Below are 21,733 nucleotides of genomic sequence, written 5' to 3'. Positions count from 1 at the left end.
ATGCTTAAAATAAATAATCGAATTGGAATAAGGTTTTGTCTTTTTGAACAGGAGTAAATAAAAAGCCGCTATCGCGCCAGCTTTCTTTTAAGCAGGATAAAAAACTAAACCTGCTTAAACTCCATCCACGCACTTTTACTAGTGCCTGCAGCCATGAACCATTTTTCACCAAGCACAGCGCCACGCTCTACACAGATATAAAACTGTTCCTGACCTTCGCCTATGTCGGCAATTTTGGCGGCAGCTTCTTGGCCGGGGTTCCATACGACTACGCTTGGGCAGTTATTGTGTGTGATTTCAATGGAAGGTGATCCGCTGATGCGAATACTGTTCTCTATAGCAGGGTAAACACGATCCACGGGGCCATTGAAACTGACATCGCCGGATTGGTATTTTTCTGCATGGCCTTCCAAATTGTCCAGGTAGCTCCGCTCGGCTAAACCTAATACACGCACGTCCGTTAGCGAGCTGATGCGATGATAATTGTGCATCGCCCAGCTGCAGTCAAAGTCTTCGGTATCGGTATTGTTGATGGTCAATTCGAGTTTGGCACTTTTGCCCAACGTCATACGCAATTCGGCAGAGAAGTCGTAAGGGAAGAGTTCATTGGCATCGCTCAGGAATAAAAATTCCAGCTCGACAGCACCGTCACTGAGTAGATGCGCCTCACCCAGCTCCCAAAAGCTATTGCGGGCAAAGCCGTGCTTGGGTTTGTCGGGATAGGCTTGGTTAACGCCGAACCATGGCAGGCAGAGGGGAACGCCGCCGCGCAGGGCAACGCCCGGGGTGAAGTCACAATTGGGGCTCAGCCATAACAGGGCATCGCTCTCTACTGTTTTAAACTCAAGCAGGTGGGCGCCTTGCAGAGAGATGACCGCACTGCACAGCTCGGTTTCCACTATCAGGAGTGGCAGGCCTGTGCCCACTGAATCGGGATAGTACTCGGTGCTGGTGGTCAGGCGTAAACAGTTTGATTTGGCAACTAATTGTTCAAGGCGCTGGGTGCTTGCGGCATCGGGTGTATTGATATGCATGGAGGCTACCATTTGTGTGACTAATGGCAGGGATTCTATAGAAAACTACGCCTGCCCACAGCCAAATTTTTTGGTTTTGTGGGCCTTAAAACAGTATGATGCGCGCCTTTTCGATAATTCTGATTTTGTAAGTAGGTATTTGCGTGAGTAGAACCAGGTTTGCGGGTGAGGCGGCTTTTGTTATTGGTCAACGCTGGATAAGTGAGTCAGAGGCGGATTTGGGGTTAGGCATAGTGTTGGATGTGTCCAATCGCCGTTTAACCTTGAGTTTCCCCGCAGCGGGCGAGCGCCGTACCTATGCAATGGATAATGCCCCTGTCAGTCGGGTGAAGTATGAGGTAGGCGAAAAGGTTCGCCATCAGGACGGCACCAAAATCCTGATAACCCGAATTGTGGAGCAAGCGGGCTGTTTGATGTACGTCGGCCTTACTAAAGACGATGAGGAATTTGCGATTCCCGAGTTTGAGCTTGATAGCTTTGTCCAATTCAGTACACCGCGCGATCGCTTGTTTGCGGGACAAATCGACAAACACACGCACTTTACGTTGCGCTATCAAACCTTGCACTTCCAGAATTTACATCGCCAGTCGGCCATGTTTGGCCTTGCGGGCCCGCGAGTCCAGTTGTTACCGCATCAGCTATATATCGCTAGCGAAGTATCCCAGCGCCATGCTCCTCGCGTATTGTTAGCCGATGAAGTTGGCTTGGGTAAAACTATTGAAGCAGGCTTGATTTTACATCAGCAAATTATGAGCGGTCGTGTACAGCGCGCCTTGATTGTGGTGCCGGCCAGTTTGCAGCATCAGTGGTTGGTGGAGATGTTGCGTCGTTTTAATTTCGCGTTCACCTTGTTAGATGAAGCGCGTTGCAATGCGTTGGTTGGGCTGGATAGTGTTGAAGAGTCCGTCGATTATGTCGATGATTTTGCGGATGACTTTACAGAAAATATTGAGCAGCAACCGGATATCAGCAACCCCTTTGAAACAGCACAGTTGGTCATTTGTTCACTGGATTTTCTCACCAAAAATAATTATCGCTATGAACAAGCTGTCGCGGCGGAATGGGATTTATTACTGGTCGATGAAGCGCATCACTTGCAGTGGAGCGAAAAGAAACCGAGCAAGGCCTATACTTGCATTGAAGGTTTAGCGCAAAAATCCAAAGGTTTATTGCTACTCACGGCAACGCCAGAGCAGTTAGGTTTGGAAAGTCATTTTGCACGCTTGCGTTTGCTTGATCCCGATCGCTATTACGACTTGCAAGCATTTATTGCAGAGCAAAAAGCCTACCAGCCACTGAATGATCTTGTGCAGGCATTATTAAAAGAGCATAGCGATAGCGCACAAACTATTCCTGCCGGTTTGGTGAAATCCCTGGCGAATTATTTGCCCGCCGAAACTGTCAGCGAGTTACAAGCTCAGGCAGAAAATCAAACACTGGGCGCGGCGATAGATACGGCAATTCACTATTTGTTGGATCGCCATGGCACTGGTCGTGTTTTGTTCCGCAACACTCGCAACTCAGTCAGTGGTTTCCCTGAGCGCAAACTGCAAGCACATGCCCTGCAGTTAACAGATGCTGATTTGCTTGCTGTGCAAGCGCAGCCATTAGCGGTACAAATCTGTGCAGAACATTATTGGCAGCAAAGTACCGACAGTGATTGGTGGTTGCAAGACCCACGCGTAGTTTGGCTGGCAGAATGGTTGCGCCAGAATCGCCGCAAAAAAGTATTGGTCATTTGCGCCAATGCAGATTCCGCGCAATCCATTGAAGAATATCTGCGGTTACGTAAAGGCCTGACCACAGCGGTATTCCATGAAGGCTTGAATCTGATTGAGCGCGATCGTGCGGCTGCTTATTTTGCAGAAGTGGAGGATGGCGCACAGGTATTGATTTGCTCGGAAATTGGCAGTGAAGGGCGCAACTTCCAGTTTGCACAGGATCTGGTGTTGTTTGATTTGCCCACCAACCCCGATTTGTTAGAGCAGCGCATTGGCCGTCTGGATCGTATCGGTCAAACGGCGACAGTGAATATCCATGTGCCTTATTACGAACATTCAGCACAAGAAAAACTACTCAATTGGTACCATCAGGGCCTGAATGCCTTTGAAAAAACCTGCGCAATAGGGCAGGCCGCCTATGTGCAATTTGCCGATGCCTTGTTGCCTGCATTAATCAATAAAGATGAAGCTGCGTTTGCTGCATTGGTTGAGAAAACCCGCCTATTTTCTGCCGAGTTAGTTGCGCAATTGCAACAGGGGCGTGACCGCTTGCTGGAGCTGAATTCCTGCAAGCCCGCTCAAGCAGAAGCATTAGTTAATGCCTTAGCTGAAAACGATGTAAACACTGCACTGCCAATATACATGGAACAGGTGTTTGATAGTTTTGGTATCGACTATGAAAGACACAGCGAGAAAAGTTTGGTGTTGCACCCCAGCGACCACATGCGCATTGAGCAATTTCCCGGCTTGCCCGAGGGTGGTTTGACAGTTACCTATGATCGCCAGCAAGCATTGTCGCGTGAAGATATGCAATTCCTGACTTGGGAGCATCCCTTGGTGCGAGGCGCTCAGGATTTAATTTCACTTAGCGAATTTGGCAATACCGCATTCTGCACCTTGAAGTTACCGCCATTAAAACCAGGCACTCTCATGCTGGAAGCCTTGTTTGTATTGCATTGCCCGGCGCCTGCGGAATTGCAGTTGTTCCGCTATATGCCACAATCCTTATTGCGCGTGTTGCTGGATGATAAAGGCAAGGACTTATCCAATGTGTTGGGTATCACCCAGTTGAGCAAGCTCTTGCAAAAAGTACCGCGAAACAACGCGCAGGACTTGGTGCGTCACGCGCGCCCAACCTTAACAACAATGGTTCAGAAAGCCGAAGAAATTACGCAAGCAAGGCAGGCAGAGTTAATCGCAGAGGCGCAAACCAAAGTGGGCGAGCAGTTGAATGCTGAGTTGGCGCGAATGAAGGCGCTCAAAGCAGTAAACCCCAATGTGCGCCAGGAAGAAATTGATTACCTGGCGCAGCGTTTGGCTGCCAGTCAGCACTTTTTATCGCAAGCCACAATTCGCCTGGATGCTTTGCGTGTGGTCATGACCATTTAATCCGGATGCAACAACATAAGGTAAAAATATATGTATATCTTTTCTGCCAATGGCCGCGCTAAAAAAGCATTTGATGATATTAAAGAAGGGCAGATGGTGCCTTTTATTGTATACATCAACTTCAAAGATTTATTTGGTGCTGAACATCTGTGTAAGCTGTATTTAATGCGTGCCGGTTTTACCGAGATCGACATTGAAAACCGCAAACTGGTGCCCAGCAATCTCACTAGCGACCCGCGAGTCATTGCGGCCGACAAAGCGATGGCAGAAGCCATGAAAGATGGTTACATGATTCAAATGTTTGATGAGTAACTTCACGCACTGAACTTTTTATTGCCCTGTGAGTCTAGATTCGGTCGCATTTCGTCGAATTCAGGCTCACAAGTATGTTGGCTGACCCAGCACATTTCAGGGAAGTTGATCTTTCCCATCTCACGCGCTCATCCATTGCCGAGCTAGAGACGGACTTACGCTCCAATTCTACTATTGGTTATTTATTGGTTGCGCTGTTCGTTTCTGTTCTACTCCACAGCCTGCTACTGCTGTGGCAAGTCGAGAAGCCTGCGCAATACGCACCAGCCAAACGCATTCACCTCAACTTAAACAGGGTTTATGAGGCACCACAAGAGACCTCCATGCCCGCTGCCAAATCGGAAGAGCCTGTAGCAATAAATAATACGGAGCAAGTCGCTGCACCTGTGGTAGACGCTCCTGCGATGACTGCGCCTGCGCCCACAACTCCTGATGACAGCTTATCGAATGTCGAACAAAAGCCGCGAATTATTACAAGCCTGTCTCGCGATGAAATGCATGAAATTTATAATCAGCGCAATGCAACCAGTATCTCGCCAAAAACAGACAGCATTAGCCGCAATGTCTTTAACCCTGCCTTGCGCGAACGTCTGATAGCAGAAGAAAACAAGCCGGATTTACAGCGAGCAGATGTTGGCCCTAAAACCCATATGGATCCATCCGGTGCTACCGTTGTCGAGTTGGGAAATGGAAAGTGCTTACGCTCATCTGTTGTGACTAAAGCAGGTGAGGCACAAAACTGGTACATGACAAGCTGTGGCGGAAAATCTGATTCTGAACGAATGATGGAACGGATCAACGATCAGGTAAATGGAAAGTTGCGGTTTGATGAATAAGAATAACTGGTGATAACCGAATAACAGTCCAATAAAAAAGGACGCAACAAGGCGTCCTTTTTTATTGGTTGGGCATGGCAATTAGTTAGTCAGATTTCTTGGGGCGAAAGCTGGTTTTTTTACCATCGCGCTCACCAAAACGCGGCTTATCGCGTCCGCCTTCACGTGGACCAAAGTCACGCTTGGGCTTGCGGCTAAAATCATCGCCACCGCGCGGGCCGGTATCCAATGAGATTTCCAATGGGCGATTACGCACGCGCACTTTTTTCAGTTTTGCCAAAATATCTTTTGACATACCTGTGGGTAAATCTACGGTTGAAAACTCATCGTGCAGTTTAATGTGTCCAATGAAACGGCTTTCAATACCGGCTTCATTGGCAATTGCACCAACGATGTCGCCAGGGCGAGCTTCATGGTTGCGGCCCACTTCAATGCGGTAGCGATCCATATTTTCATCGCTGCGTTCACGACGTGGGCGATCTTCACGTGGGCCACGATCACGGCTGCCACGGTCATCACGTCCACCGCGTTCATCGCGACTGCTACGCTCGCGCTCTGGTTTCACATCGGTAAATTTCACTTGCAATGGACGCTCGCGCTGTAACAAGTAGGCGAGGGCAGAGGCAATTTCTTCTGGCGATACATCATTTTTATGGCTGAACTCAGCCAACAAATCATTGAAGAAGCTGAGGTCTGATTGCTCTTTCAAGGTATCGGTAATTTGTTGGGTAAATTGATCAATACGATGCTTGGTAACCGTCGCACCACTTGGCAATTCCATCAGCGTGATTGGCTTTTTGGTTGCTTTTTCGATGGTATAAAGCAAGCGCTTTTCACGTGGCGCAACAAACAAAATGGCTTTACCGCTACGACCAGCACGGCCGGTACGGCCAATGCGGTGTACATAGGCTTCTGAATCGTAAGGAATATCGTAATTCACTACGTGGCTTACGCGCTCAACATCGATACCGCGTGCGGCAACATCAGTAGCGATAACGATATCAAGTTTATTGGTCTTCAATCGCTCGATAGTGCGTTCACGCAATTGTTGGTTCATGTCACCATTTAATGCTGCTGCAGAGTAACCACGGGCTTCCAGTTTTTCTGCCAGTTCAACGGTAGCGGTTTTGGTGCGCACAAAAATAATCATGCCGTCAAAGGGCTCAACTTCCAAAATGCGGGTAAGTGCATCCAGTTTGTTGGTGCCGCTAACCATCCAATAAACCTGCTCAATATTGGCGTCGGTTGATTGGCTGCTGGCAATTTTAATTTCAGTAGCGTTGTTCAAATAGTTGTTGCACACATGGCGAATTTCGCGCGGCATGGTGGCGGAAAAAAGGGCAGTCTGGCGGGTTTTGGGTGTGTGCTCCAAAATCCACTCAACGTCATCAATAAAGCCCATACGCAACATTTCGTCGGCTTCATCGAGTACCAGCGCTTTTAAATTATTGAGGTTCAAGCTGCCGCGACGCAGGTGATCCATCACGCGGCCTGGTGTGCCCACAACAACGTGAGCACCGCGTTTTAATGAACGCAACTGGCTTGTCATATCCTGGCCGCCGTAAATCGGCAGCACATGGAAACCAGGAATTTCACTGGCGTATTTTTGGAAGGCTTCGGCAACTTGGATCGCGAGCTCACGCGTCGGTGCCAATACCAGAATTTGTGGATCTGCTTGTTTGGTGTCGATGCGTGACAACAAAGGCAATGCAAATGCCGCTGTTTTACCGGTGCCGGTCTGAGCCATACCTAAAATATCGCCACCTGCGAGCAACACGGGAATTGCAGCAGCTTGAATAGGTGATGGTTGTTCGTAGCCCACCTTTTGGATGGCGCGCATAACGGGTTCAGAAAGGGCTAAATCGGCAAACATAATAGTTTCAGACATGTAATAACCTGTTTGAGTAAACATGATAATCAAGCGCAAACCATGCCAGTGAAACAGTTTGTGAACTGTACCAGCGGTTTACGGTTTGATTCTTATAATTTCTAAAAGGGTGTTTGCAAAAGTCATCGCCAACAAATCTATGCGTAAAAATACACATCGAAACCATGGGGCAATAGTGAATGGGCAAACACAATAAAGTGGGAGCGATGATTGGATCGCTATGCGTATGAACTACATACCAGGCGTTAAGTGCCTGTGAGATGCCTGTGAAAATAACTCGTGTGAGTCAGGGCACAAGGGCAATCATAAAAAGCGATTTAATCAACAAATTCCCGCGTAGTCTGCAAAGCAGACACAGCTACAATCCACAACATCCGTATTGCATAACCGATTGTATACTTTGGGGCAGGCTGAATAGATTGTGTAGCAGAATCGATCAGCGTGAATAGTTACCTTAGTGGTAAACCGGCAGCCCTCAGACATCCGTCTGTTCAGCATTACCCCGGCAAGACATTCACGATCAAGGAAGGGGGTCACTGAAAGTGCGCAGATTATAGGGACTTGGCCGCCGCAAGGCCAGTTAAATTTGATGCATGTCGCAAAATACCGCTGGATTATTCAAATGGGTTGGCACAATTGAAGGCGGCATGACTGTTTTGTGAGGGCGTCGGGGGGTACACTCGTCGCCCTGTTTATGGGGTGTTGGTTGCATATTTTTACAGGATTGAATCATGGCTGAACGGCATATTTCGACAACCGCGCTGGCGCGCCTGATCGGCAAAGAAAGTAAAGAGCTGTTTGTGCTGCTTACCAGCGGCGGCTGGATCGTCAAGGTAGACAATCATTGGCAATTGACCGAAAAAGGCAAGTTTGAAGGTGGGATCTATGTGAATCACCCCAAGTTTGGTGAATACATTGCCTGGCCTGAATCTATCCAGCATCACCATTTATTAACATTGCTACCGGAAGCGCCGCTCAGTGCAACAAACCTTGCACACAAATGGGATATTCCCGCGCGCCTTGTAAACCTACTGTTGGCAGAAAAAGGACTGATTCGTCGCTATGTCCGTGGTTGGCATTTGACCGAGCACGGCAAAAAAGTGGGTGGCCAACAGCAGGAAGCAGAATCGGGCGTACCTTTTGTCACTTGGCCAGAAACCCTGTTGGATGATCCGGAGTTAATTACTGCACTGCTGCAGATAGTGGGCGATGAGCACGTCAGCACACAGACAACAATGGATGGGCACCGCGTCAATAATGCAATGCAGCGCCGTATTGATAACTGGCTGTACCTGACGCGCACCATCCATGCACGGGATTATCGCCTGCAATGGGATGCAGACAGCGCCACTGCCGATTTTTATTTGCCCGAGCTAGCGCTCTGCGTTGAGTGCTGGGCCGATCAGTTGGGGCAGGAACAGAATCGCGCGGCTGTTATTAGTGATGAGCTGGAAAAGCACCAGCTCTATAAAAAATACAAAGTGGCTTATATTGAATTCCGCGATGAAAATATTCATCAGGTAGATGACATGCTCGCACGCGAAATGTTGCGTCGCGGGGTTGCTATTTATTAATCACATCGCGCAATTAATGATTAACGTTTAATGAGGAGGCAGTCATGGCTAGCGTATTCAGTTTAATTATGGATGGGAAAATTCCCGGTAATTTCGTCTGGCAAGATGACAAGGCGGTCGCCATTTTGACCATCCAGCCTATTCGCCAGGGCCATGTACTGGTGATCCCCCGGGAAGAGATTGATCAATGGACCGATATGCCGCTGGATCTTGCTGCGCATGTGATGCAGGTTAGCTCCAAAATCGGCAATGCGTTAAAGGTGGCCTATCCAGCCACGCGGGTAGGGATGATGATCGCAGGGCTGGAAGTGCCTCACACCCACATCCATGTGGTGCCAATGGATTCCATGGACGATTTGAGTTTTGCCTCTGCCAAAAATGCCGATGCCGAAACCTTGAAACAAACTGCCGCCAGAATTCGCGCTGTACTGCAACAGCAAGGGCATTCGGAGTCGCAGCTGTAATCGCCTATGGTGACCTATGAACCTGTTGTTACCGCCCAATAGCGCATTGTTTTGGCTGGCAACGGCCATTAGTGTGCCCATGCTATGGCTTGCCATACGTCATGCTCCCTGGTCGCAGTTGCTGGTCAGTCAAACACGCCAGCACATTTTATTTGCCAGTGTGTTGGCGCTGGCGCTCTTGTGGTTATTGCAAGTTGAAGTGCGAGCGACACTGGCCATACATCCGCTGTTGATGACGGTCACCACAATGGTGTTTGGTTGGAGTTTTGCGCTGCTAATAGGTGCTTCTGCGCTCATAGTGCTGGAATGCTACCAACTGCCATTGCGAGCGCTGCACATGGATTGGGATATGGCATTGGCACAATTTGATTTAACCACCTGGCCGGTGGATTTTTGCCTCAGTGTCATAGTGCCAGCCAGTTGGGCCTGGTGTGTACTGTGGCTGGTGGATCGCTGGAAATTCAAGAATCCATTCACCTATTTTTGGGGTGTCGGATTCTTTGGAGCCATGCTCAGTTGTTTGTTGGTCGGTGTTACGGCGCTGGTTTTATTTGCGCTAACCGGCAGTGACATACACTTATCCAACACCCGCGAACATTTTTTCGTCTTCCTGTTGATGACCTTTCCCGAAGGTTTTGTGAATGGTTTGTTGGCCACGGTGATGACGGTGCTTTACCCGGATCTGGTTAAAACCTATCGCGATGATTGGTATTTGAAAGATTAGTATTGAGATCAAAAACCGATCATTTTCGCTAATGCTGGCTCCTTCTGCTTTCTCCATTTATTCCTCTTCTCGTATTTCAATATATCCCCGGACACATCCAACAAATATCGGGTACGACTTTTAGTAGGGCTGGTGTTGAGCTCAACCTATCGCCGTATATTGAGCCTTGGTGATTGGTGCATGGCGATAAAAAATGAGCCCTACTGATATTCAACTAGCCGCTTTGCCAATAAAAAATCCATATAAATCAATGAGGTAAGTTGCGATTCGCTTTTTCGTCAAAACTGAGTCGGCGCATTTTTCGTGGGGCGCCAAAGTGAAGCGACAGCTAATGTGCAGTCAGTAATCATGGGCCCACAAGATATCCAAAACGGTATCTAGCCTTGGCGAGCAAGCAAAAAAACAATGCCTCGGTTGATAGTCATTACAAGGGAATATAGCTGGGCTCGGGATTTGCAACGGACAAGCCTGCCTGCACCGGAATGAGAGATCCTGTGTTTGGTTGATCGGGCCATAAACAAGACCACGCTGCCATAGAGAGATAAGACCAACAAGAAAAAGGTCCGAGGAGGACACTGTTATGTTCATCAAGTCAAGAATGTCGCTGGCAGTGGTTGCCGCTATGACATCGACCCTGGCATTGGGTAGTGCTCAGGCAGCGGACTCAACCACAGGTGGTGATATAGAAGAGGTCGTAGTCACCGGTATTGCCGCCAGCTTAGGTCGCAGCATTGATAAGAAACGCAATTCAAATTTGGTAACCGACAGCATTACAGCAGAGGATTTGGGTAAATTCCCCGATAACAATATTGCCGACTCACTACAGCGCATTCCCGGTGTTGCGATTGACCGTGCAGGCGGTGAAGGACGCTTTGTGAGTATCCGTGGGCTTGGGCCAGATTTCAGTGCCGTACTGATCAATGGTCGCTCACCGGCCACTGAAAACGAAGACCGCGCTTTCAGCTTCGATACCCTGGCTTCCGAACTGGTGCGTACAGTCGATGTATTTAAAACCTCCAATCCCGGCTTAAAAGAGGGTGGTTTGGGAGGTACGATCAATATTGTTACTGCTCGTCCATTTGATTTTGATGGGCTTCACGCGGCCGGCAGCATCAAAGGCATGTACGAAGAAAACAGTGAAGATACCAGCCCCCAGGCATCCTTTGTGGTAAGTAACACATTCAATGATGAAAAGTTTGGTGTGCTTGCTTCTATTACTTATCAGGAACGCTCAAGCGCAAAGTACACCGTTGAAAATGAACACATTTCCAAAACAATTGAAGAGCCTTTTCTAAAATTTACCAATCCATCGCAAGGTTGGGCTGGCGGCTACGCATACTCGGGCGATGGTTTGGAAGAGGATACTTATCGTATCCAAAGTTTGTATGCCGGTGTGACCAATGAAACCCGTGAGCGCCTTGGCGGCAATCTGGTACTTCAATTACAAGCAACGGATGACTTGGTATTAACTGCCGATATCATCCACTCAAAATATGATTCATCTACCTCAAAATATTCCACCGGTTCCTATATGTGGGCACCGACCTTATCACCACTCAATCATGTTGATGAAAACGGTTTCTACAACGTAATTAATCACGGGTACGATGCCGGTTACAACATCACAGGTTACGCACATTTGCTGACCACCACCGAGCGCCCCACAGAATCCAATGTGGGTGGTTTAAATGCAGCTTGGGATATTTCTGACGAATGGAAAATGATCGCCGATATTTCCATGTCTGATGCAATTCTCGACAACCGCGGGCTGGATCGTTTGTACATCGTGGAGTTTTTGGATAGGCCCGGATACATCATGACCTCCAATGGTGGTATTCCAACTCTGGAATACGCTGATCCCGTAGCCATAACACCGGAAATGGGCAGCGCAAATATGAAAGATTTGCGTGCGCGTATTAACTCGAATGATGGTATTTACAACAAAGCCAAAAATCACGAGTTCAAAGTTGATGTTGAGTGGTCACCCGTTGACTCATTCCTCTCTCAAGTGAAGTTTGGTGCTAACAATACAGTCGCAGAAAAAATAACTGAATACTGGAAAACACCTGACCTGATTCGTCGGATGTACCACGGCCTTGCAACCCAGCAAGTCATGGATACTGACTCCATTATTAAAGGTGTTTTTAAACCGGGTAATGTATTTGGTGGATTAAACGGCGATGTCTATATGATTGATCCTGTTGCGTACCGCAATTGGATGGCAGAAAACATTGACGGCCGCACCAGAGCGGATACACCAGCGGGTATAGCATCAAAAGAAGCGTTTATTGCTAACGGCAATAGTTGGGATGCCGTTAAATCCAATGACTCATCCACCATAGAAGAAAATGTTACGTCCTTTTATGTAGAGGCTGCGTCTGAAACTGAATTTTTTACAATGCCGCTGCATTTATCCGGTGGTGTGCGTTACACCGATACTGCATTAACCTCATCAGGCACTACGCAAGTATTAGTCGGCCTTGAACGTGAAGCCGCGGAGCCGGGCAGGCCACCATCACCCTGGTTGGTGCAAGAGTTTGCGGATGAAGCTGGCACTGCCGTTGCATTGAAAAATGATTACGACAATTGGTTGCCATCATTCAATGCACGCCTTGAAGTGACTGATGATTTTTATATCCGTGCAGCGTTCAGCGAGACATTGACTCGCCCAACATTGACTGCGCTGGCTCCATACACATCATACGGTACCACGACGACTTCAGTACGCACAGCACGCGGTAATAACCCGAATCTCAAACCATTTGTTTCGCAAAATCTGGACTTGTCATTTGAGTACTACTACGACGATGTAAATATGGTTGCTGTCGCTTTGTACAAAAAAGATATCGATGATTTTATTGTGACCATGAGCTTGCCTGAAACATTTGAAGGCATCTCGGTTGAAGATCCTGATTGGCGAACCTTTACGGTTACGCGTCCACAAAATGGTGAATCTGCCACTATTGAGGGCGCTGAACTTAACTGGACTCATGTGTTTGATAACGGTTTTGGTTTTGCCGCTAACTACACCTTCGTGAATAGCGATGCGTCACTCAGCGCAGCCGGTGCAACACAACGATTTGCGTTGCCAGGTATTAGCGATACTGGAAATGCTACGGTTTTCTACGATAGAGATGGCCTGCAATTGCGTGTTGCCTATAACTACCGTACTGAATTCCTTGGTCGCGTATCTAATGGGCCAAGCAGTGAGCCTGTCCACTATGATGCCTATGGCGCAATCGATGTGAGCGCAAGTTACGATTTCACCGACAAGATTACTGTGTTTATGGAAGGCAGCAACGTTACCGGTGAAACGGTTAATAAATATGGCCGCTACAAAAACCAGTTCATCGGTTTTGAAGACACAGGTGCACTTTACACCTTTGGTATTCGCGCCAAGCTATAAGTTAGCTCTCTTATTTTTCTCCCGCTTGCCCGGCTTAGGCCGGGCTTTTTTACCCTTTTGCCTGAAATTTGTATTGAGCACTATTTGAACGGCAATGAGCTGCCTCTTTGCTCAAGATAATGCAATAAATACACAATAAATTTAATGATCCGCTAAAGGTGTTATATGAAAACATTATTCGCTACTCCTTTAATAAAAACATCCATTTTAATTTTTGCGGCTATTTTCCTAAGCAATCCTGCAAACGCACAACTAGTATGTAACGCATTCGTAGGTGGTAGCTGCACGCAGATTAATGCAATGTACGTAAAGCTGGATTCAACCAGCCGTATTGCCGGTGTGTTAGGTAATACCGCAGCGGAAAATGCCATGCTCAAATTCGCACGTGATAATGGGATTAACTATCTCATCATGTATGACTTGCAAGGGCTAGCCGCCAATTCAACTCGTGCCACTCAATTGGCATCACTAATCTCTCGCGCCAAAACCCAGTACGGCATTCAGCAGGTGGGTGCAGCATTGGCTGAATCGCAATTTGCAGACAATATTGTCGCCTATAACAATAGCCATGCTACCAATGAACGAATCGATGTATTGAACGTTGAGCGTGAATTTTGGCGCTCCACCACTAATCGTGCGGGCGAATTCGATACAACCATTAATATCCTTAACTATTTTAAAACTGTTGCTGTCGCCAACAATTTAATTACCGAAATTTATATTGGCTGGATTACCGCAACAGAAGGTGTTCGCCTTGGTGATTCAGTTGATCGTGTACTGGTTCATTACTACCGCCAAACAGATACCGATATCATTAATTACGGTGTGGAACGCCTGCAATATCTCGCAGGGGCGAGTCGAAAAGTTAAAGTCATACCTATCTTTTCCAATGAAGGGCCAACGACAACGGATGATGCCGAAACTTATTTTATGGGTAATTGGTTGGCTACTAACCCTAATGATAAGGCCTATAAAACCTGGCTTTCAGGCTATAACGCCATTACCGCCAATTGGAAAAATAACATAGAAATCATTGGTTCAAACTGGTTTCTGTATAACCACTTCCCAGTAATCTATGCATCAAAACCCAATCACATTACCAGTAATCCAGTTAATCAAACGGCATGTGTTGGCCAGACAAAAACATTTACCGTTGCAAGCTCTGCAACCAACAAAACCTATTGCTGGTTAAAGAATGGAAAATGCTTGGCCGATGGCGGAAATATTTCAGGTGCACGTACAGCATCACTGAGTATTTCCAATATCACTACACAGGATTTTGCCAGCTATGCCGCCAGAGTGATCAGTTATGACTCTGCAAACCCCACAAGCTATACCTCAAATGCGGCAAGTTTAACGGCGGGAACCAGTTGTAGCGGCTCAAGCACGAATCTCGCGCTTAACAAGAGCGTTACTGCATCATCATTTATTGCAGCGGGTTATGAGCCTGCAAAAGTGGTTGATGGCAACTCCACAACAACCCGCTGGGCAAGCGCCTATTCAGGCACGCAATGGATTCAAGTAGATCTGGGGACAATAACCAGTGTGAACCGCGTGAAATTAACCTGGGATCCGGCCTACGCCATAGATTATCAAATCCTTATTTCCTCCAACGGAAGCAATTGGACAACATTGCGTTCCATTACTGGAAACACGAGCCTGATTAATGACAATTCCGGATTAAATGGAAGCGGGCGCTATATACGCATTAATGGCACAACCAAAGCCTTACCTGCATGGGGTTTCTCTATGTACGAATTGGAAGTGTATTAAGCCTTAACCTGCTTATACAACACTATCTGTTGCCTATGTGGCAGCGTGAATCGGAACGTTTGTAGCTCCTTGTATTAGCAGGGAGCTGTGTAGAGGTAAACATGTTTAAACAATATATTTTATCAAAAATAATGCTGTGTTTATGCCTGGCGCTATCGACTGGGCAAGCACTTGCCAATTTATCAGCCAATGACTTAAAAAAGTTTGGCGATAAAGCAGAACTGCGTTTTGCAACAGTAAGCAATTTTGGCCAAGAGGGAACGTTTGATGCACTGGTAACTGTCAATAATCATTCTGCTATCGCCTTACCAAAGGGAAAAGCTAATTGGAAAATTTATATCCACTCAGTAAAACGCATTCTTTCTACCAGCTCCACAGAGCTAACCTTTAAACGCTTACAAGGTGATCTTTACGAGATTGCACCTACCGACGCGTTTCAGGGTTTGATGCCAGGAAAAACCCTGGGCTTTCCCTACAAGGCGCGAGGCCATATTGTGAGCTATAGTGATTTTATGCCACGTGCATTTATTGCGAACACAGCAGGTGAATACGCGGTATTTGCTAATACAGATACAGAAGATTTAACTCAATTTATTGATCCCTTCACAAGGCCTGAACAGCTATTACGCTTTGATACCCCTAAAGACTTGTATTCAGTAGTCACTACGACCAGTCGCTATGAATCCAATCTGGCTGTTAACCTATCGGACGCCACTGCTGAAACAGCAAAAATAGTCCCTACACCTAAAACAGTTACCTACAGTAAAGGTAGCGCCAACATTAATCACGAGTGGAGCATCATTGAGGTTGGCGGCCTTGCATTTGAAGCGGATTACTTACAACAGCGCTTGCGCGATTCAGGGCTTTTACTGAATAAAGGCATCAAAAATAGTTCACATAAAAACCGGTTTATTGAGCTCACTATCGATAAAAAAATCGCCAAAACAGAAGCTTACGAACTGAATATTACCAGTGAAAAGGTGGTGATTTCCGCAACAAGCCCTGCAGGTGTTTTTTATGGCGTACAAAGCTTTTTGAGCTTGTTGCCTGCTGAAAAATCCGCAACTCAACAAATTCCTGCCTTGCGGGTATTTGATGAGCCCCGCGCAGGGTGGAGGGGAATGCATTACGATCTCGCGCGCAATTTTCACGGCAAAGATGCGGTTATGGAACTGATTGAACAAATGGGGCGTTATAAGCTCAATAAACTGCATTTACATCTCACCGAGGATGAGGGCTGGCGTATTGAAATTCCGGGCTTGCCTGAGTTGACAGGTGTTGGGGCATTCCGCTGTTTTGATTTAACGGAAACCCGATGTTTAATGCCGCAGTTGGGTAGTGGCCCTGACAAAGCATCCGCGGGAAATGGTTATTTAACCGCTGCCGATTTTACTGAAATTATTAAATATGCCGCCCAGCGCCACATTGATGTGATTCCAGAGATAGATATGCCAGGGCATTCACGTGCAGCCATTAAATCTATGGAAGCACGGTATAAAAAACTGATCGCTGAGGGCAAGAAGGAAGATGCAGGGCGCTATTTACTGAGCGACCCGAAAGATCAATCCCAATACCTGACAGTACAGAGCTATTCCGATAACTCGGTGAATGTCTGTTTGCCATCAACCTATGCCTTTATTGAAAAAGTCACTTATGAATTGCAGCAGATGTATCGCAAGGCCGGACAAAAACTCACTGTATTTCACATGGGGGGTGATGAAGTTGGAGTAGGTTCATGGACACAATCGCCGGCGTGTAATGAGCTATTTGCAAACAGTGAAAATGGGGTATCCGGTGTTGCTGATCTTAAGCCGTATTTCGTTCAACGCATTGCTGAAATTACCAACAAGCGCGGTTTGGATTTAATGGGTTGGGAAGATGGTTTGATGTATGACCCCAATAACACCTTTAACCGCGAACAGCTTGTTAATAAACGAGTAATTGCTAATGCGTGGGATAACATTTGGGAAGCGGGTGTTGCTGATCGCGCACATCGTCTTGCCAACAACGGGTACGATGTGGTGATTTCCGGTGCTACGCATTTATATTTTGATCATCCTCATGAGCCACATGCAAATGAACGCGGTTACCACTGGGCAACACGTTACATCGATATTGCAAAAGTATTTGGTTTTATGCCGGACAACCTTTACGCCAATGCAGACAGAACATTTATTGGTGGCGAGATAAGTAATTTAAATGCACTGGTGGGGCGTATTCTTCCTCCCTTGGAAAAACCGGAGCATGTATTGGGTATGCAAGGGCAGGTGTGGACGGAAACCATTCGTACCAAATCACAGCTGCAAACAATGATTTTTCCACGTGTGATTGCGCTTGCCGAGCGAGCCTGGTTTAAGGCGCCGTGGGAAGGGAATCCAGTCAATACACAAGCACGTGACGCCGAATGGAAAACGTTTGCAGCAACCCTGGTCACTAAAGAATTGCCAAAGTTGGAGCAATCTGGATTGGCGTTTTATTTGCCTCCACCTGGCGCTATTCGGATCGACAACACATTAAAAGCAAATACATCACTGCCAGGTTTGACAATTGAATTCAGCTTGGATGGTGGTAAGAGTTGGTCTCCGTATCAGCAGAATACCAGTATTGATGATGGCGCAATACACCTGCGCAGTCGTTTGAATTCAGTTGTCAGTGCAACAGCAATACTGCACTAATGGGTGGAATTTCCTATTTCTCTTAACCCGCGAGGTTATTTATTGTGATTCGACTTTTATTAATTTCCATTGCATTTTTATTATCGGCCTGTGGAGGTTCTGGCTCGGTAAAAAATACGGGTGAGCAATATGTTTCCGCCAGTACTTCCAGTGCCGTATCGAATGCGGCGGTTAGTATCTCATCCAGTACTGCATCCAACGCAGCCCTATCCAGTTCCTCTGCGATATCGGAAGAATTGTATGGATTATATGTATCCTTGCATATGGGCAGGGCTGATCAACTTTTAGGTAACTCCCAGCGTGAAGACAGGTTTATTCAATTTGTGCGAGACAATGGATTCAATTATTTAATTTTCTATGAGCTGGAAGGTATTGAACCCACATCCCTCAAAGCACAGCAGTTTTCATCACTGGTCAGTCGTGCAAAGTTGACTGCAGGCGTGACACAAGTGGCAGCCGCACTGGGGGATGTGGGAGAGGCTGACACTATTGTTAAATACAATAAAGGCCGTCCTGCCGCAGAGCGTATAGATGTATTGAATGTTGAGTACGAATTCTGGAACAAACCCAACAGGAAAATGGAATTTGCCACTACCATTTCCATGCTGGAACGTTTTAGAAGCGTTGCACTGGCCAATCAATTAACAACCGAAATTTATATTGGCTGGATAGATGCAACAGAGGCTATCAGCTTGGCAAATGTCACGGATCGAATTCTGGTTCATTTTTACCGTCAAAACGATATAGATATTGTTAACTTTGGTATTGAGCGGCTTGAGTATTTGGCAGCGGCAAGTCGTAAAGTTAAAATTGCACCAATATTTTCAGCCGAAGGCCCCAAAAATACCTATGATGTACCTTTTATGGGGTGTTGGCTTGAAAATAACGCAAACCAACAGGCCTTCAAATCCTGGAAAGCGCAATATGATGCATTGACGCATACCTGGAAAGAAAATATTGAAATAGTGGGTGCAACCTGGTTTGTCTACGATAAGTTTTTGGATGTAGGCATTGGCCCAGCCAATGGCTGCACAAATTGAGCGCGACACTATTGGTCGGACATAAGCTTGATCACTGCTGTATTAATTAGAGATATGAAATGAGCGCTACAGAGCATCAGCAAGTATTAATTGAAGACGCGGCAAGACTTGCCTTGTTGCAAGGTCAATACCAGAAGGCCTATCAGATATTAAATGATGCTCTGGCGCGCGCCCCTCATTTTGCGGGCGCTTATTTCCTGCTAAGTCGAATTGCTTACGATTTTAAAAACCACCTCAAAGAGGTTGAAATGCTACAGAAGGCTCATCAGTTTGAGCCTGATAATGTTGTGTTTTTGGTGTATCTGGCGCGTGCACAAGTGCTTGTTGGCGATAGTGCAAGAGCATATGAGTGGCTGATCTTTGCAGAGAGTTTCGACTCACATACTGCAGAAACTTATGATGTCATGGGTGTTACTTATAATCGTTTATCTATGTATCAACAGGCGGCGGTATGCTTTGAGAAGTCCATAGAATACGGTTGCGCCAATGCAGGAGTATTCTTTAATCTCGCATCAACCCTTAAATTTTGTGGTGATTTTTCGGGTGCCCGTACTGCCTATGAGAAAGCAATTTCATTACAACCGGATTATTTTAAAGCACACGCTGCATTAACCAGCTTGGGTGGAATTACTGCTGAGCACAATCATATTGAGCGCCTTACAGCGTTATTGGAAAAAACCATAGATCCTGATGATAGTTTGTGTATTGCCCATGCCTTATCAAAAGAATGGGAAGCGTTAAGCGAGTGGGAGAACTCAATAGCCGTCCTCACTACTGCCAAGCAAAAAAAATCAGCCCAGTTGAAATACAGTGCTGCACAAGATCAATTAGTGTTTAAAAAATTAACGGAATTCTATACTACTCAGCCCCACAGTGCCGGCAAAGGTTTTCACAATAATCGTCCGCTATTTGTAACGGGAATGCCACGCACAGGAACAACGCTGGTAGAGCGTATCCTTACTGGCCATAGCAATGTTGCAGCAGGCGGAGAACTCTATAACTTTTCCATTGCGGTGAAACAGTTACTTGGACATGTTGGCCGTGAGTTCATTACGCCTGATATTGTCGATCATTTTGGCCTCATAGATTTAGCCGCTCTTGGTAAAGCCTATATTGAAAGCACAGATTATCTGGCTGGCAATAAAGCATTTTTAGTCGATAAATTGCCTCTTAATATTATCTATTCTGGGCTTATTTTGAGTGCATTACCTGACTCTAAAATCATCTGCCTTGACCGCAACCCTCTCGATACGATTGCCAGCAATTACCGTCAGTTATTCAGTTTGCATGATTCAACCTTTGGTTACTCACTGGATATTGAAGATACTGCACGCTACTACGTTGAATTCAGAAAGCTGAGTAATTTACTCCTGAATATCTATCCCGAGCGTTTTTACTCTATTAATTATGAGGCGCTGGTATCCAATCCTGAACTGGAAGTACGAAAGTTGCTAGACTTTTGTGGATTGCCTTGGGAAGCAAGCTGTTTGCTTATTGAAAAAAATGATAAGCCAGTAGCGACTGCCAGCGCAGTGCAGGTCAGGCAGCCCATTAGCGCTTCCGGCGTTGGCCAGTGGCAACGTTATGCGGCGCATATGGAGCCAGCCATTAACCTGCTTACAGCGGCAGGGATTATCCAAAACAGGGATGATTGAGGTAATTCGACTATTCCGATTTTTCTGAAATCGATTCGGGCTTCTGTGCAAAATGTGCTGCGCGTAAAGCCTCGCGGCGGAATTCTGTTGGCGATATCCCGGTCAAACGCTTGAAGAAGCGCTGGAATGCCGATTTACTGTTAAACCCTGACTCCAACAAAATATCCATAATAGTCATGTCTTTGTATTTTTCATCGGCGAGATAACGTTTGGATTCTTCAATCCTGTAGGAATTGATAAATTCAAAAAAGTTTGTGCCGAATGCCTTGTTGATGGCAAAAGAGACGTCGCGGTAAGGTACCCCAATCTTTGCTGAAAACTGCTCAACATTCAGGCTTTGGTTCAGGTAGAGTTTTTGGTTAACTATGCCATCCATTATTTTACTAATAGTGGAGTCCAATGGTTTGGTGTCAATTGGAGTAACGGTTTCTTTCGGGTCCTCAAACTCTTCCTCTTCCTTGGTGGTGGTCAGGTTTTGTGCGTGTGAAATACTGTAGTAGAAGAGGGCGATTAATAAAATAAAGTTCAGGTAGTTGTCAGTGACACCAAAAGGCAGCCTGTAAAAATAGGCAAGTACGCTTAGAGAAAGTGTCCAAACGCCTGCGAGTACAAAGCCTAATGTTAAATAGTATAGCCACCAGAGTGCTGCTTCATTTATATCAGAATGTTGTTGGCGCAGCATTTTATGATAGCGCCACACTGTATAAGTGGCTGCAATGAAGTATCCCAACGGAATAACTTTCAACGAATACCAAAGGCTATCTATCACTTGATAGAGCAGGGCATCCATACCAAAGGTGTCTAGCTTCAGGCGGTTGATATCAATATCAAAACTGCATATCACCAGGATAGCAAGGAGCATTGGTATGAAATGCAAAAGATGGGTGCGTTTTAAATGAAAATTTTCTTCGGTGATGCTGCGAACATAAAGAAGTAGCAACGGCGCTTTTAACAGCATGGCACAACAGTAGAAGTAAGGCACCAGTGTTGCGCTCAGTATTGATTGAGGAATGTATTCATTCCAAATCAACATAATGCCGATATCGGAGAGCGTAAGGCTCAAGAAAAAACCGGCTAACAGGGCTTTAGTCAGTTTTTTCTTGGCCGGTAAGATGGGTTGGAATAATGCCAGAATTAAACTTAATCCTATTGCTAGAATTAGAATAATATCGTTTAAATTAAAAATAGGAGTGATCATTAATCTTTGCCTGATGTGGCGACTACGATAGAGAGGATATCACC

The 21,733-nt window shown here is 46.3% G+C and carries 14 protein-coding genes; 11 read left to right on the top strand and 3 right to left on the bottom strand.

Going from position 1 to position 21,733, the window contains the following annotated elements; translation table 11 throughout:
- Positions 1 to 104: 104 nt before the first annotated feature.
- Positions 105 to 1,034 carry a D-hexose-6-phosphate mutarotase gene (locus tag B0D95_RS05390; RefSeq protein WP_246841732.1) on the bottom strand — a complete coding sequence of 310 codons (930 nt, stop codon included), beginning with the start codon at positions 1,032 to 1,034 and terminating at the stop codon, positions 105 to 107.
- A 143-nt stretch (positions 1,035 to 1,177) separates the two neighbouring features.
- Between B0D95_RS05390 and rapA the strand changes: the two genes are divergently transcribed.
- From rapA to B0D95_RS05375, 3 genes are all read left to right on the top strand, one after another.
- Positions 1,178 to 4,144: an RNA polymerase-associated protein RapA gene (gene rapA / locus B0D95_RS05385; protein ID WP_078042933.1), complete on the top strand. Its 2,967-nt coding sequence runs from the start codon at positions 1,178 to 1,180 to the stop codon at positions 4,142 to 4,144.
- Between the two features lie 30 nt (positions 4,145 to 4,174).
- Positions 4,175 to 4,456, top strand: a complete 282-nt coding sequence (locus tag B0D95_RS05380) for a hypothetical protein (protein WP_078042932.1) — start codon at positions 4,175 to 4,177, stop codon at positions 4,454 to 4,456.
- Positions 4,457 to 4,530: 74 nt separating this feature from the next.
- Positions 4,531 to 5,292, top strand: coding sequence for a hypothetical protein (locus B0D95_RS05375; protein ID WP_078042931.1), 762 nt, complete (start codon positions 4,531 to 4,533; stop codon positions 5,290 to 5,292).
- Between the two features lie 85 nt (positions 5,293 to 5,377).
- Here B0D95_RS05375 and B0D95_RS05370 read toward each other — a convergent pair whose 3' ends face one another.
- Complete coding sequence (locus B0D95_RS05370) at positions 5,378 to 7,180, bottom strand: DEAD/DEAH box helicase (RefSeq protein ID WP_078042930.1); 1,803 nt, start codon at positions 7,178 to 7,180, stop codon at positions 5,378 to 5,380.
- Between the two features lie 731 nt (positions 7,181 to 7,911).
- Here B0D95_RS05370 and B0D95_RS05365 point away from each other — a divergent pair.
- The 8 genes from B0D95_RS05365 to B0D95_RS05330 all read left to right on the top strand — a co-directional run bounded on the left by B0D95_RS05365 (position 7,912) and on the right by B0D95_RS05330 (position 20,491).
- Complete coding sequence (locus B0D95_RS05365) at positions 7,912 to 8,754, top strand: 4-alpha-glucanotransferase (protein WP_078042929.1); 843 nt, start codon at positions 7,912 to 7,914, stop codon at positions 8,752 to 8,754.
- Positions 8,755 to 8,798: 44 nt separating this feature from the next.
- Positions 8,799 to 9,218 (top strand): HIT family protein, encoded by a 420-nt coding sequence (locus B0D95_RS05360; protein ID WP_078042928.1) that lies wholly within the window; start codon positions 8,799 to 8,801, stop codon positions 9,216 to 9,218.
- Between the two features lie 16 nt (positions 9,219 to 9,234).
- Positions 9,235 to 9,942 carry a hypothetical protein gene (locus B0D95_RS05355; protein WP_078042927.1) on the top strand — a complete coding sequence of 236 codons (708 nt, stop codon included), beginning with the start codon at positions 9,235 to 9,237 and terminating at the stop codon, positions 9,940 to 9,942.
- Positions 9,943 to 10,522: 580 nt separating this feature from the next.
- Complete coding sequence (locus tag B0D95_RS05350) at positions 10,523 to 13,348, top strand: TonB-dependent receptor (protein WP_078042926.1); 2,826 nt, start codon at positions 10,523 to 10,525, stop codon at positions 13,346 to 13,348.
- A 165-nt stretch (positions 13,349 to 13,513) separates the two neighbouring features.
- Positions 13,514 to 15,121, top strand: a complete 1,608-nt coding sequence (locus B0D95_RS05345; RefSeq protein ID WP_078042925.1) for a discoidin domain-containing protein — start codon at positions 13,514 to 13,516, stop codon at positions 15,119 to 15,121.
- A 101-nt stretch (positions 15,122 to 15,222) separates the two neighbouring features.
- The gene (locus B0D95_RS05340) at positions 15,223 to 17,796 is read left to right on the top strand and encodes a family 20 glycosylhydrolase (RefSeq protein WP_078042924.1); all 2,574 of its coding nucleotides are present in this window, start codon (positions 15,223 to 15,225) and stop codon (positions 17,794 to 17,796) included.
- Positions 17,797 to 17,840: 44 nt separating this feature from the next.
- A complete protein-coding gene (locus B0D95_RS05335; protein WP_078042923.1) occupies positions 17,841 to 18,836 on the top strand; it encodes a hypothetical protein in 996 nt (331 codons plus the stop codon).
- Positions 18,837 to 18,895: 59 nt separating this feature from the next.
- Positions 18,896 to 20,491 (top strand): tetratricopeptide repeat-containing sulfotransferase family protein, encoded by a 1,596-nt coding sequence (locus tag B0D95_RS05330; protein ID WP_078042922.1) that lies wholly within the window; start codon positions 18,896 to 18,898, stop codon positions 20,489 to 20,491.
- Between the two features lie 10 nt (positions 20,492 to 20,501).
- Here B0D95_RS05330 and B0D95_RS05325 read toward each other — a convergent pair whose 3' ends face one another.
- Positions 20,502 to 21,689 carry a helix-turn-helix domain-containing protein gene (locus B0D95_RS05325; RefSeq protein WP_078042921.1) on the bottom strand — a complete coding sequence of 396 codons (1,188 nt, stop codon included), beginning with the start codon at positions 21,687 to 21,689 and terminating at the stop codon, positions 20,502 to 20,504.
- Between the last annotated feature and the right edge of the window lie 44 nt (positions 21,690 to 21,733).

The sequence above is a fragment of the Cellvibrio sp. PSBB023 genome (assembly GCF_002007605.1).
In the GTDB taxonomy this organism is placed as follows: Bacteria; Pseudomonadota; Gammaproteobacteria; order Pseudomonadales; family Cellvibrionaceae; genus Cellvibrio.
This window is presented reverse-complemented; position numbering and strand designations above follow the sequence as displayed.

Bases quoted from the DNA above. Each gene is read 5' to 3' on its own strand.
- B0D95_RS05390 (WP_246841732.1), bottom strand. From the start codon at position 1,034: ATGCATATCAATACACCCGATGCCGCAAGCACCCAGCGCCTTGAACAA.
- B0D95_RS05380 (WP_078042932.1), top strand. From the start codon at position 4,175: ATGTATATCTTTTCTGCCAATGGCCGCGCTAAAAAAGCATTTGATGAT.
- B0D95_RS05375 (WP_078042931.1), top strand. From the start codon at position 4,531: ATGTTGGCTGACCCAGCACATTTCAGGGAAGTTGATCTTTCCCATCTC.
- B0D95_RS05370 (WP_078042930.1), bottom strand. From the start codon at position 7,180: ATGTCTGAAACTATTATGTTTGCCGATTTAGCCCTTTCTGAACCCGTT.
- B0D95_RS05365 (WP_078042929.1), top strand. From the start codon at position 7,912: ATGGCTGAACGGCATATTTCGACAACCGCGCTGGCGCGCCTGATCGGC.
- B0D95_RS05360 (WP_078042928.1), top strand. From the start codon at position 8,799: ATGGCTAGCGTATTCAGTTTAATTATGGATGGGAAAATTCCCGGTAAT.
- B0D95_RS05355 (WP_078042927.1), top strand. From the start codon at position 9,235: ATGAACCTGTTGTTACCGCCCAATAGCGCATTGTTTTGGCTGGCAACG.
- B0D95_RS05350 (WP_078042926.1), top strand. From the start codon at position 10,523: ATGTTCATCAAGTCAAGAATGTCGCTGGCAGTGGTTGCCGCTATGACA.
- B0D95_RS05345 (WP_078042925.1), top strand. From the start codon at position 13,514: ATGAAAACATTATTCGCTACTCCTTTAATAAAAACATCCATTTTAATT.
- B0D95_RS05340 (WP_078042924.1), top strand. From the start codon at position 15,223: ATGTTTAAACAATATATTTTATCAAAAATAATGCTGTGTTTATGCCTG.
- B0D95_RS05330 (WP_078042922.1), top strand. From the start codon at position 18,896: ATGAGCGCTACAGAGCATCAGCAAGTATTAATTGAAGACGCGGCAAGA.
- B0D95_RS05325 (WP_078042921.1), bottom strand. From the start codon at position 21,689: ATGATCACTCCTATTTTTAATTTAAACGATATTATTCTAATTCTAGCA.